The organism is Bacillus cereus group sp. BfR-BA-01347 (assembly GCF_022663835.1).
Classification (GTDB): domain Bacteria; phylum Bacillota; class Bacilli; order Bacillales; family Bacillaceae_G; genus Bacillus_A; species Bacillus_A thuringiensis_K.
The window spans coordinates 89,658-102,667 of sequence record NZ_JAKUGG010000021.1; the positions used below are offsets into that span (position 1 = coordinate 89,658).

The following is a 13,010-nucleotide window of genomic DNA, read 5'->3' on the forward strand; positions in this document are numbered from 1 at the left end:
ATATAGATCTTAGAATAAAAAACCTCCTCATTCTAACCAGAAGAGAAGGTTTTATTAATCTCAGATATTCTTACATTATAATAATGATTCTTTTTGAGCTATTTCATAGTGCTCTGCTATTTTTTTACACATCTTTTTATATTCCAGCATCCACTCTGCTATTTCTTCTATCTCTTCATCAGTGGACTTTTTCTTATATTTAAAACCAATCACTTTCATATCCGAAAACACTTCTTCTTCCATTTCTTCATCTACCGGAATACATTGGATAATAACTTTCGTTGTGTTTGAGACTTGCACAAAAATTTCAAATGTGCCAACAAACATAGCAACCGTTCGGAATAATTCTTTATTACTCATATATAAAACCCTTGCAAGTTCTTCTGCAAGTTCAGGATATATAAACAATACATCAATCATTTCAGCAGCTATTATGCAATCATCTACTGATACTTTCTCCAATATTTGCTGCTTAATTAATTCCCCAGTTTTATGCTCACACTCTTGTTGAAAATATACAGTTTTTTCTTTTGAAAATAGCCACATATGTAGACTCCTTCCTAATAAAAACAACAATTAGAACTCTTAATTCAAGAATACCTTTATATTATTCTTCTATAAAACGAAACTAAAATCTGGTTTTTACTTTTCATATTTCCAGAACTATAAATACACTAAATTATTATTGTGTATCCACTGCAATTTTTATTTCAACATACTGTAGCTCTTCATCACCGCTAAAAATATGATAAATAGGTGAAATCATATCAAGTTCATTATCTTCCATATACTGAAGCATCTCAGCATATGCATACTCGGTTAATGTTTCATAATCTCCTGTCAATCGTTTCACAAGCATGTCATCTACATAGTAATAGCTTCTAAATTTCATTGTTTCTAATGGTGGAACTTTATCCTCATATATCGGCATAAATAATTCAATATACATATTTTCATCTGAAGGAACATTTTTCAATGCATAAAATAGTGAACCTTTTGCTGTTAAGTTCGCTTTTTCTATTTCTAGCATAAAATCGTCAATCGAATCTTTCATATAGGTATAATGAATATAGTATTCTTTTGAAACAACATTTGTATATGCAATACTTTGACCTTCTATAATCATTTTACGGTTTCACCTACTTCTATAATAGGAGCGTAAATATCTAACCAAGTATCACCGTATACATCTAAGCATACATGATAAAAACTACTATCTAATTTAATATGGTTTTGATTTGCCACCTCGTGTATTAAATTATACACATCTTCAATATCACCATCTTCATCCGTAAAACGCACACTTAAAGCATCTTCAATTATTAAACCATCAATGTATTCATATGCAGAATCTCCCCCCAGTTCCACACGTTCATTTACCGGAACACAATATGTATATTCACCATATGCTGGTTCATTTTCAAGTGGTTTATATTTAAAAAGAACCGGTCCTACTGCATAAATCCCATTACGGATAACTTGATTTCTCAGCGCAATAGCAGGTAGTAACCAATCTTCTTTTTTGACGACTTGAGTAATACTAATTAAATTTAATAGTGATAATGCTTTATATTGAACTTTCACAACATCTACTCCTCTTATCTTTATTTCTTTCTAATTCGAATGGAAACGTGCAATTTCTCATTTCATACGCATAAATTAACAACTTATGCTATAGCAAAAATTCATTTCTTTTATTATCTACTTTTCGATTTGTTTTTTTTATTATATTTTCTAAATTTCTGACGTTGTCTCTCATTCTCTTCCCACGTCATATTAAATGATTTAAATTTAAATCTACAGTACACTAAAAGTTGGAATTCAGCTGCACCTATGGCTACTGCGTACATTATAATTGTTCCTACCACATACAAAATTAATGTATCAAATTCATAATCATTATGAAAATAAATTGTCATTAGAAGGACTAATATATAAACCGTGCTACATTTTATTAATTTTCCTTTTTTTTCACTAAAAAATGACCGAGACCTCTCATCCATACTAAACGCACCTTCACTTGCTTGCTTAAACGTATCAATTGTTGTCTCAATATGAACGATAACTGCTCCTAAAAATAATAACCCTACACAAATTAAAGTCATACGATCAATTGAATAATTAGTCATTCCAGGAAGAACTAACGCTGTAAATGTTATTGTACCTAATTGAAATGCATATAATAATACAACGAGCGTTTGTAACTTTTGAAATTTAAAACGAGCTTTCGGAAATAAAAATAGTATTAAAAAAATTATTTGTAAACTATATAAAACTAATTCAATGGCAACAATTATTTTGTCAAAAAGGGTTGAATAGTAATCCCACCCATCTGTAACTAGCGCTACGAAAATAAAAAACATCAATAATGAAACAAAAATGATTGTTCCCATCATAAATCCCGTAGCCCCCTCAGGACTTAAACGCCTTCTGCATGTCATTCTAAATTCATCCAACTCTTCCTCTTTTATATTCCACATACACCATTTGCACCTTCCTTGTAGCCGAATTATCAAAATAGCTCCCCAAGTTTTGTTGTTATTTTTTTCACTCCTTTTTTTGTAACATCAATTATACTGTCTCCTCCAAGCCTGTCCCATTTTTTATTCAACAGCGCTGTACCAACTACTGCCACCCCAGCTCCTACCACAGTACCAACAGGCGGAAGGAAAAACGATCCCGCTACTGCACCAGTTGCAGCCGCTCCGGCAGTTGCTCCAATATCTACTGCTGAATCTGTTGCTATATCAACTATATCATGTCGTTGCCAACCATCTTTCTGAGCATCTGCAATATTATTTCCAACTGACACAACCGCTCCAAATATAGCGGCCCCTTTTAAAAATTTACCAGTTTTCCCAAGTTCTTTGAAGGCTTCTTTCCATTGTCCAGGATGTAAATCTTTTAACCCTTTTACATACTCCGTTTTAAACGAACTCCATCCCCTTTCTTTAATTGCAATAGATAATCCTTTTTGCCCCCAATTCTGATGGAATTTTTGAAAGTCTTGAAATTCCGGTAACTTATAAATTCCTTTTCTTGCTTTTCTTACCTGTTCATTCGTGATTCTCGAATTTTCTACACCATCCATTTTAAGTCCATTTTTTACGTAACGAAATATACTATCATCACTACTATCCATCTTCAGTAATTTGAATACTTCCACTAAATCTTCTTTTTGACGTGTTGATAGTGTAAACTTCCCTTTTCCTTTTCGACCATCAGGATCAAAAATTGCTTTAAAATCATAATTCTTTTTAGCATAATACATACGAGCAAAGGCAGCTATTAAAAATTTCGTTCCTTTTTGTTGTATATCAAACGCCGTCATATGATTCGAAATACCATTTATTAAGTTTCCATTCCATCCACCAGCCATAATTTTTTCGACTATCTTACTAGAAAAATCTCCATTGGCTGCTTGTATTTCTTTCATTCCCTTGTCTAATGAACTTAACATTTCATTAAAATGTTGAAGTTCATTTTGCTGACTATTATACGTTTCTAATTTTTCTAGCGTATCACTAATTTCCTTTTGACTTTTTTGGATTCCTTCAGATATTCCTGAAGATGATGGATACTGAGTTGGGACAATGTCTGCTATAGTCGATATAGTTTGTTTTGCTTCTTCATTAGAACGATCAAATTCATTGCTGTATCCATTAATTTTTTTCTTTACATTATCTAAATAGTTCCCATAAATCTTTGTGTCACTATCACTATCAACTGTACTATTAAAACTCTCTATTGCTTTTTGAAATTCATTTTTCAACTCTTCCGCTGCAATTTGAAATCCAGCAATCGTAGTACCATGTACTCTAGAAAAATACCTCTTTATTTCATCTGCTGCTTTCCCTTGAAAAGAATTAAGTTGGTTCAAATCATCTATTTTCCCTAATAAAGTTTCAAAATATTGATTTAGTTCGTCAGCACTTGTTTGAAATCTTTTTTGTAATTCGTTTACTTCTTGTAATTCAATATTTTTATCCACGTTTCTCTCCCCTTATTTCATTTTTACGTAGAATGTTTTTCTAGTGCTGCTGTATACCAACTTTTAGTTCTTGCCCAAGTTTTGCATCTTTCTCTACCATTTTCGCTCCAATTTCTTTTACTCTACTTATATCATTTTCTAACAATTTCTCATATCGCTGAACTTTCTGAGAAAGTTTTTCAATCGCTTCACAATATTTTTTCAGTTTACTTAAATTCGTACGATGTAACTGCATACCATTAAATTTAGTCTTACCTAAATCACTAGCACCACTTTTCAAATCACTTACTTTCGCATCAAATACCCCTTTATTTAATTTAATTTCCCCCATTTATCATTTCCCCGCCTTCTGTACTTCTACTTGAATACTAGCGTCAACCATTGAAACACTTCTACTTAGAGAAAGAATACTAGACTCACATGTAGCGATTTCTCTTTCAAGCCGCCGTATAGCTTGATCGATGTCTTCTTGCACTCTCCCTAGTTCTCCGATAAACTTCCCTAAATTCGAAATGACTTGTTGTTCATATGTTTCTTTAAAAGTAGTTGCTCTTTGCCCTTTCCAACTACTCTCGTTTATTTCTAAGGACTTAAACTGCTCTTGATTTTGTTTAATTGCTTCAAGATTATTTACAAATTTCCCTTTAGCAGTTATTAGCCTTCTTAGTTTCATTTGTAGTTCAGCCAATTGCCCTTGTTGATGACTTATACTACTTAATAAACCAGATTTTTGACTATTTAATTCCTCTATCCCCATGCAAATCCCCCCTTAAATAGTTGGCACTTTAATTCTAGTAGCAAAACGATTTTCAACAAAATACCCTTCAAATGGATTTAATTTTGTACTACTTAAATCTTTATTAGATACATCGAAGACCATTTGGCCTGATGATTTTCTAAGTAAAATAACATGAGATTGCGTTTTTATTGTTTTTGAAACTAAGTCGTATCGACTGTCAATTGAATCAACATCACAGCCAATTACGAAGTGGATGCCCATAAATGCACCATTTGTTATTAATTCCGCTAAACTATATATATCGCTATCTTCTAAATTACTTAAAATATCATTTACATCTGCAATTACGATTACAATCGGCTTAAATTTCTTAATAAATTCTGCCGGGTTCACTGTTTCACTTGATGCTTCCTGCTCCTCTTTAAACGCCGCTTCTCTCGATTTATAAGCGTTTGTAACTTGTTTAATCGTTTTCTCAATTCCTGTTTTTTCAGCTACATATAAAGCAGCGCTCTCTCTATAGTTTGAGAAATTTCGTGTTCTTGTATCAATTAAACCTAGGTCAAAGTGTCCACTGTCTGCTAACTGTTGAAGGAATTGATGAACTACATTTTCAACTTCATCTTTCTTAATTCCCCCTACAACAATATTAGACGCTTCCGTTAAATCTAATTCGAGAGGCGTAACGTTTTCTGTCTCTACACCAAATGTTAGTTTGCCTGCTTCAATAATTTTTCTTGTTTCTGGCCATGCAATGAATTCCTTGTATTCCAGAACTTCAGGTACCATAGGAATTGCTTTCGGTCTTTCTCCATCCCAGAAGGAATCCATCTCTTTTCCTTCAGCTTGTATATTTTCAATTCGAGTAAGGACATCTTCTCCATTTGTCGGTAAAGCTGTTTGGAAGATTGTTGGTTCGTCAATTTTAACTAAACCACGGCCTGCTAATTCTTCAATTTTTAACTCTGTTCTTCCTACAATAGCTCTAGATTCTGCCTCATCTATCATATATAGAGCAATTTGTAGTTTAATATTTGTATTTACTTGTACTCTCAATGCATTTTGACGTGTAGCCGTAAGCATTAAATGAATTCCTACTGCTGCCCCTTCACGTACAATTTGTGCAATAATGCGTTCAAAGTCTTCGACAAATCCAGCTTCTCTAACAGCATCATAGTTATCTAACGTAATTAATATTGTTGGTAATACTTCTTTACTAGCTCTCTCATACATTTCAAGACTCGCAACACCATATTTACTTAGCAATTGCTTTCTATCTTTTAATAGGTCTTCTATGCGACGAAGAAATTTCTCGCATTTTTCAACTTGGTCTAATGTAATGATGTCTGCCACATGCGGTAAAGATTTTAATGGCATTAAGCCATTTGTTCCGAAGTCTAATAAATACACATGCAAATGCTCCGGACTATGCTGACGAGCTACATCCATAATGACTGATTGTAAGAATGTTGATTTTCCGTAGCCTGGGCTTGAGAAGACCGCTACGTGTCCGTCTTTACTAATATCTAATGTTAATGGTGTTTGTGATTGTAATTCAGGCTGATCTAGTAGACCAACTGTTGCTTTTAATGGTTTCTTTTCTTTCGTCCATGCTTCTTTGAACTGAATAGCGTGTAAGTCTTGTAAATATACGCTTTCTGGAAGTGGTGGTAACCATGGTCTAGCTAACGCTTCAATTTCATTTACTTCTGCGTAATCGTGAATGTAGTCAATAACAGCATCCAGTTCAGATGGTACGCTTATTACTTCTTTACTGCTACCAAGTCCACTTAAGTCTTCACTTAATATTTCATATTGTCCTAGATCATTTATTGCATATATCGTTGCATCTAAATGTTCTTTATCTTCTTTGTTTTCTACATAGTCTGCTCCGCTCCAAGCTGATTGGAATAGTTCATAAATTTCATTATTCCCAACTTGTAAGTAAGCACGTCCTGGTAATGTAATTTCAGCAGCATCCGGTGTTTTTAAAATTTCATTACTATCTGACGTATTTTGAACTTTTAATGCTAGTTTGAATTTCGAGTTACTCCAAATTTGATCATCTACAACACCACTCGGTTTTTGCGTAGCTAATATTAAATGGATTCCGAGCGAACGACCGATACGCGCTGTTGAAACTAACTCTTTCATAAACTCTGGTTGTTCTGACTTCAGTTCCGCGAATTCATCACTAATTAAAAATAGATGTGGCATCGGTTCACTTACTAAGCCTTCTTTATACAGTTTTTGATACTGATTAATATGGTTTACATCATTTTCACCAAATAATCGTTGTCTTTTTTGTAACTCAGCTTTAATTGATGCGAGCGCTCTCATACTTTGTGCTCCATCTAAGTTCGTAATTGTTCCTAATAAATGCGGTAAGTTTTTGAATAAATTCGCCATACCGCCGCCTTTATAGTCAATTAGTAAAAAGGCTACTTCGTACGGATGGAAATTAACTGCTAGAGATAAAATGTACGATTGTATAATTTCCGATTTACCTGAACCTGTTGTACCTGCTATTAATCCGTGTGGTCCGTGTGCTTTTTCGTGTAAATTTAAGTTTACGATATCTTCTTTACCACGTAATCCAAGTGGTACAGCTAAAGATTTATGCGCTGCATTTTTCTCCCAACGACTTGTGATATTCAGTTCTTTTACTTTTTCAACGCCGTACATTTCTAAAAATGTTACGCTTTCTGGAATACTATTTTTTAAGTTTTGCAAATGATTTAATGGTGCTAATGCCCGTGAAATATCTTCTAAATTAAACCCTTTCGGTACGTGATTTAGTTTAAATTGACGGTTAACAAGCTCTCCTTGCTCTAAGATGATGTTCCCTTGTTTTGCATCTCTTATATCTATTACCGTTTTCACATGCTCCGGTAAACTTTGCATAACATCTTGTACAAATACAAGTGATACACCTAATTGACTCGGATCATCATTAAAGAATTCCATAACAACATGGTCTAATATTAGTTTTTCATCTGTAATGAGAACGACATAGTGCGGTGCAAAGTACATTTTTTCATTAGTAGAACTTTTTTCATCTAGTTTTAATTTTCGTTCTTTCAATATTTGATACAAACTATTTAACACTTGATCACGGCTACGATCATGGTATACAAATCCACGTACATTTATATCGCGAACACTTCCATGAGGTAACCAGCGCATCCAATCCCATTTTTCTTTTTCTTCTTCCGGAAAAATAGTAATAAACTGCAAGTCATAATAACTATGGAATAAAGCCGTTTGTGCAACTAATAATTGTAATTGCTCTAACACTAAAGAGCGTTGGCCAATATAACCGACTGGTCCATTCATTAAATCTGTTACAACTGGTACATCTTCCAATGATAGATAACGCTGTCTTAGTTCACGTGCTATATCGATTAATTCATCTTTCGTTTGACTAAATTCTTCTTCATTAAATTGAATTTCAAAACTCGTATTAGCTTGTCCTGTTCCAACGCTAAATGTTAAGAAATCATGATGTAACATTGTTTTTTCATAAATTCTAGGATTTACTTGAACTGCCATATTACGTATTACTTCTACATTTGGATTGTGATAATGTAATGCGTGACGCTGTTTTTCACTTTCTGCATGTAAATCTTTCGTTTTTTGTTTTATATACTCTCTATAGCTTTTATCTCGTTCAACAATGTCGACTTTATATTGCTTCAAATTTTTAATATACGATGTGACAGAAACAATGATTGTTACTAATGTCATCGCAATCGATGCGATAATAAACATTCCATATTTCATGAAAATAGCAAGTAATACAGTTACGACAATCATGACAAGTGAAGGTGCAATGATTCTTGCTAAATGCTCCGTTGGTTTTGATGGCATACTTGAAGGCTTTGCAATTGTCATTTTCTCTTCTGGTTCACGGTAAATAATACGTGGTGAACGATGATAGTCGGGATAACCACTTTGATAATTTGTTTCTGATTCTACTAAAATAGGTAACGCAGATTTCACTTTATCTTCTGAAGAAAGTACTTGAATGTCTTCACTACCAATCTCCAATAAAATACCATCAAAATATAATACGTCTCCTGATTCCAACATAACGCTATCTTTTAACTTCGTATAATTATGAAATACATCCCCGCCATACACGTTCACTTTAAAAGAATCGTACAACGTTTCGCGAGATAGCATTAAATCTACAATAGTCCCGGTAATAGAAATATCATCGTAATCGTTTTGACTCACTGTAAGAGAATGTTTCGTTCCGATATCAAACACTTTAGTTGTGCCAACAATAGATATAAAGATTTTCAAGCTCACATCTCTTGTTTTCCCAATCTCAATTTCCTTATTAAATTCTATTAATTGATCCTGTACCATCCAAGCATTTACTTCATTATTCCACTTTAACTCTATTTCTTGTTCTAAACTTGGATTCGTAATATCATTTGTCCACTCTTTTCCAATCGACACTATTGATTGCTCATTTGGATGTAATGTGCACTTATATATTTTGTCTCCATAAGTCAATACTAATAGTTGCTCCATCCGTGTTCACTGCTCCTTTTCAACTGCTTACTCTTTTTTCTCTGTGTCCGACAAATTTTTATCGCTTGATGAATTGCCATATTTCTTTTTATATTCATCTAATTGTTGCTCATATGTTTTTAACTTTTGATCACGTTCTTCTCCTGATAAATCCGGATTATTTTTCAATGATTCAATTTGTTTAACAAGGCCGTACATAATAAGCTGAGGATCATCAAGTGTCTTAGCTAAATCTAATGATTTATCAAAATTACCTTTTCCGTTATACATCCAATACAGCAAATACTTTTCATCACTTTTCAAACTAATATTTTTCATAATCGATTTCTTTTGAGCTTCACCTAGTTTTTCAGCTGTAATGTATGCAAATGCTAACTCATATTTAGATGCAATCGGTAATGATTCAAACTCCTCTTCATTCAATTGCGTAATGACTTTGTCATAATCAGTTGCTATGAAACTTGCATTTGCTTCTAACAATTTATTTTGATAAGGAAATTTTATAAAAGTGAAATATATTAAAGGAGCAGCTAAAATAACTGTCGCCGCTATGAAGGAAAAAGCTAAGTATTTAAATGATTTGTAGCTTTTTTTAGGTACTAACTGCATATTTTTTTCTGTTTTTGTTTGTTCCTTCTCAAAGCTGTCATCAAGAAACTGCAGTAATGCATCTAAGCTTTCCATTTGAGCAACGGTCTGTTCAAATGTTGTTTCTTTTGCATCTTTTAGTAACCCAGCATACAAATCATCAAAGTTATGTTTTTGGGAGAATAAAGCAATAATTAGACACTTATATTGTGTTAAAAATTGCTCTTCTAATAACGGGGTTGGCGGAACAATATCTCGAATTCCTCTATGTATAATACTTGGTATTAAATTAGCATTAAAAACTATATTGTCTGGATGTAAAAAGAACGTGATTCGTTTATTTAAATATTTACGAAACTGCGCAACATTCCGAAGTAGTCTTAATTTCTCATTTCTTCCAAAACGGCTAAGATCGTCCCACTTATATAATTTTTTATCTACTTGATATAGAAACGTAAACATATCATCCGTTTCTTCTATTGTTAATGGTACAAATTCAGATGATTCGCCCGTAATTATATCGAATTGACGGAAGTCTTTTATACGTGTTTGAGATTTGGTCATCTCCAATTTCCAATTTTCTTTTTCTATTTGAAATTGATAGTTCATTGCATCAATTTGAATTATTTTTTCCGTCATGTTTATCCTCTTCTCCTTTTCTTTATAACCCGTAATAACTTATTTTCAAATAACTAAAAGTAAAAAATATTCTTTATAAAACTTGCAAAATATCTCCATCTGTTATTTGGTGATCAATTAAACGATCATTATCTGTTAAAACAATTGACTTATTTTTCACTTTAATTACAAAATGTGAACCTTCATGATTATCAATCTTTAGCGTATCTAATAAGTTTTTTAATAAATATTTAATAGATTGATGATTCGGAATACGCAAATCATATGTATTTCCATTCCATTTACTAAAATCTACTGTCACATTGATATGTGTTTGTATTGCCATCGCTTTACCTCCAACTTTTACGAAGAACCGTATAAATACCGATGCAAATAAGTAGAATGCCGCCGCCAAATAATAATATTATTGTTATACTAATTGGCTCTTCATTCATTGTTTCATTACTCGCTACTTCATCTGCACTTTTTCTGACAATGTATTCACTGCTAAATAAACTATTTTTCGTATCTTTAACACTATTATTCTCTTTTGGTTTTGTAAAAAGAGAATCTCGCAAAGCTTCCATATCTTTTTGTTCTTTCTTTTTCTTTTTCTCAATTTCTTCCTCTATATCTTTGTTAAATAACTCAATCGATGCTTTATCTAATTCTGTTTCTTTATGTTCCTTTTTATTTTTTTCTTGGTCGCTTTCTTCAAGTCGATCCACTTTAAACTTAATCTTCCCATCATCACCAAGATAACTGTCAGCCGCGCTCCTTATCGGTAGCGCGACAAACAGTAAAAGGATAGAGAGAAATGATAACTTAGCCACTATGCTCCATTGTTTGATCATTTACTTCTTTTTCCTCCCATTTCTTATGCCATACAAATAGATTACTAACCAATCCAATAATGGCAATTACAAACAATACGACAAAAATAACTTTCCCAGTATCTTTACCACTAATAAAATCATTTAGAAAACTTTCTATATACTGAAGCGGTGAGAATTGACGTATCTTTCCGACAGACGACATTTGATCTACTTTACTTCCAACTGCCTCAGTTAAAAATAGGTACATGCTTAAAAATACTAATAGTATAAACATTCCTACCATTTTTATTTGTCGTAATAAGTAGGTTGAGACTAATACAAACGCCATCATAATAAATGTAATGAACGCAATCCATAGTAAACTTTGATCCTGACCGAACTTTAAAAGACGCCCAGAAATGATACCTATACTAATCCCTTCCACAATTGATATACCGAAAGCTACTACTGTAGTTGGTACATTCATATCAATTAATGAGAATTTCTCTTCAAAATGATCTGATTGCATTCGTTTCTTTTCTTGATTCGCAATTGCGTATGCTGTAAATAATGCAACAATGAAACAAGTTAATACAATTAAGTATGGTGTAAAAGCATTTCCTGCTACAATTACTCCATCATTTTGCTTTTGAACTGGACTAGCTAAAAAGTCATATAGCATCTCATTTTGACGATCTCCAATACGGCTATTGGCTAAAATTTTCGTAAAGTTTTTGGAGAATGATTTATCATCTTCCATTTTCTTCGTAAAGTCATTTAATAATAAATCAGCTTTTGAAACAATTGTCGTTCCGCTGTCTTGAATTTCTTTTGCTTGTCCATTAATTTGATCAAATGTTTTATATACATCGTCTGAAGTTGCTAAACTATGCTTCGAACTTTCGACCAATGACTGACTTTGCATCATTAATGATTTAATACCAGAATCTAACGATAAAATAGCTGTTTGCTCACCAGCATGATTTGTTGTTAATACTTGCTGCTCTTCAACTAGCTTTAAGCTATTCTCACGCCATTTCGCTAAACCTTTTAAATACTCTCCTAAATTTTCATTCATACTAGTTGCTTGTTGCGTCGTTCCATTTAATTTCTCCGCTAGTAGCATAGAATTTTGATCCGCACTAGTAATAGATTGTTGATAAGAGTTTATTTTTTGTTTTAAACCTGACATATCTTGCTTTATTTCTGTAGTAATACTTGATGAAACAAGATTTGAAATTAAATCAATTAAGCTTTGTTTATTTAATACGTAGTACAAAGATTGATTCGTCGCAATTGCATCTAAACTTCCCTCTTCTAACTTAGGACCTACATCTTTCGTTCTTAAATCAATCCCATAATACATTTCGTAAAGGCTCATTAAACCTTGATAACTTTCGACTGTATCTACTGCTTCTTTTATTAATGCACTAGATATATTTTTTGTTAATACTTCTGCTTTTTGATGTACAACTTGATTCGTTGTACTTTCAATAGTCGTTGAGTTATCACCTTGATTTTGGTTTCCTCCGTTACCTGTTCCAGATCCACCTTCTTGGTTTCCTCCGTTACCTGTTCCAGATCCACCTTCTTGGTTTCCTCCGTTACCTGTTCCAGATCCGCCTCCTTGGTTTCCTCCGTTACCTGTTCCAGATCCGCCTTCTTGGTTTCCTCCGTTACCTGTTCCAGATCCGCCTCCTTGGTTTCCTCCGTTACC

The 13,010-nt window shown here is 33.0% G+C and carries 11 protein-coding genes and 1 pseudogene; all 12 read right to left on the reverse strand.

Going from position 1 to position 13,010, the window contains the following annotated elements; all coding sequences use genetic code 11:
- Positions 1 to 75: 75 nt before the first annotated feature.
- Complete coding sequence (locus tag MR143_RS25085) at positions 76 to 546, reverse strand: hypothetical protein (protein WP_000266199.1); 471 nt, start codon at positions 544 to 546, stop codon at positions 76 to 78.
- Positions 547 to 682: 136 nt separating this feature from the next.
- Complete coding sequence (locus MR143_RS25090; protein WP_000582722.1) at positions 683 to 1,126, reverse strand: DUF5085 family protein; 444 nt, start codon at positions 1,124 to 1,126, stop codon at positions 683 to 685.
- A complete protein-coding gene (locus tag MR143_RS25095; RefSeq protein ID WP_000868166.1) occupies positions 1,123 to 1,584 on the reverse strand; it encodes a DUF5085 family protein in 462 nt (153 codons plus the stop codon). Before MR143_RS25095 ends, MR143_RS25090 begins: the two co-directional genes overlap by 4 nt.
- Before the next feature lie 113 nt (positions 1,585 to 1,697).
- The gene (locus MR143_RS25100; RefSeq protein ID WP_033690143.1) at positions 1,698 to 2,480 is read right to left on the reverse strand and encodes a hypothetical protein; all 783 of its coding nucleotides are present in this window, start codon (positions 2,478 to 2,480) and stop codon (positions 1,698 to 1,700) included.
- Positions 2,481 to 2,512: 32 nt separating this feature from the next.
- Complete coding sequence (locus tag MR143_RS25105) at positions 2,513 to 3,991, reverse strand: T7SS effector LXG polymorphic toxin (protein ID WP_000360011.1); 1,479 nt, start codon at positions 3,989 to 3,991, stop codon at positions 2,513 to 2,515.
- A 40-nt stretch (positions 3,992 to 4,031) separates the two neighbouring features.
- Entirely contained in the window at positions 4,032 to 4,322 is a 291-nt protein-coding gene (locus MR143_RS25110) for a TIGR04197 family type VII secretion effector (RefSeq protein WP_000503888.1), read from the reverse strand.
- A 3-nt stretch (positions 4,323 to 4,325) separates the two neighbouring features.
- A complete protein-coding gene (locus MR143_RS25115; RefSeq protein WP_000510565.1) occupies positions 4,326 to 4,748 on the reverse strand; it encodes a YwqH-like family protein in 423 nt (140 codons plus the stop codon).
- Between the two features lie 12 nt (positions 4,749 to 4,760).
- Positions 4,761 to 9,272, reverse strand: a complete 4,512-nt coding sequence (essC, locus tag MR143_RS25120; RefSeq protein ID WP_000436722.1) for a type VII secretion protein EssC — start codon at positions 9,270 to 9,272, stop codon at positions 4,761 to 4,763.
- A gap of 27 nt (positions 9,273 to 9,299) precedes the next feature.
- Positions 9,300 to 10,499 carry a type VII secretion protein EssB gene (gene essB, locus MR143_RS25125; RefSeq protein WP_000136612.1) on the reverse strand — a complete coding sequence of 400 codons (1,200 nt, stop codon included), beginning with the start codon at positions 10,497 to 10,499 and terminating at the stop codon, positions 9,300 to 9,302.
- Positions 10,500 to 10,572: 73 nt separating this feature from the next.
- Positions 10,573 to 10,824: an EsaB/YukD family protein gene (locus tag MR143_RS25130; protein WP_001007571.1), complete on the reverse strand. Its 252-nt coding sequence runs from the start codon at positions 10,822 to 10,824 to the stop codon at positions 10,573 to 10,575.
- A gap of 4 nt (positions 10,825 to 10,828) precedes the next feature.
- Positions 10,829 to 11,332: a type VII secretion protein EssA gene (essA, locus tag MR143_RS25135; RefSeq protein ID WP_000595655.1), complete on the reverse strand. Its 504-nt coding sequence runs from the start codon at positions 11,330 to 11,332 to the stop codon at positions 10,829 to 10,831.
- Positions 11,304 to 13,010 (reverse strand): annotated as a pseudogene (locus MR143_RS25140) (type VII secretion protein EsaA); the annotation flags it as partial. The pseudogene MR143_RS25140 and the gene essA, both read right to left, overlap by 29 nt.

Coding starts and splice junctions, on each gene's coding strand:
- MR143_RS25085 (WP_000266199.1), bottom strand. CDS start 546: ATGTGGCTATTTTCAAAAGAAAAAACTGTATATTTTCAACAAGAGTGT.
- MR143_RS25090 (WP_000582722.1), bottom strand. CDS start 1,126: ATGATTATAGAAGGTCAAAGTATTGCATATACAAATGTTGTTTCAAAA.
- MR143_RS25100 (WP_033690143.1), bottom strand. CDS start 2,480: ATGTGGAATATAAAAGAGGAAGAGTTGGATGAATTTAGAATGACATGC.
- MR143_RS25110 (WP_000503888.1), bottom strand. CDS start 4,322: ATGGGGGAAATTAAATTAAATAAAGGGGTATTTGATGCGAAAGTAAGT.
- MR143_RS25115 (WP_000510565.1), bottom strand. CDS start 4,748: ATGGGGATAGAGGAATTAAATAGTCAAAAATCTGGTTTATTAAGTAGT.
- essC (WP_000436722.1), bottom strand. CDS start 9,272: ATGGAGCAACTATTAGTATTGACTTATGGAGACAAAATATATAAGTGC.
- essB (WP_000136612.1), bottom strand. CDS start 10,499: ATGACGGAAAAAATAATTCAAATTGATGCAATGAACTATCAATTTCAA.
- MR143_RS25130 (WP_001007571.1), bottom strand. CDS start 10,824: ATGGCAATACAAACACATATCAATGTGACAGTAGATTTTAGTAAATGG.
- essA (WP_000595655.1), bottom strand. CDS start 11,332: ATGATCAAACAATGGAGCATAGTGGCTAAGTTATCATTTCTCTCTATC.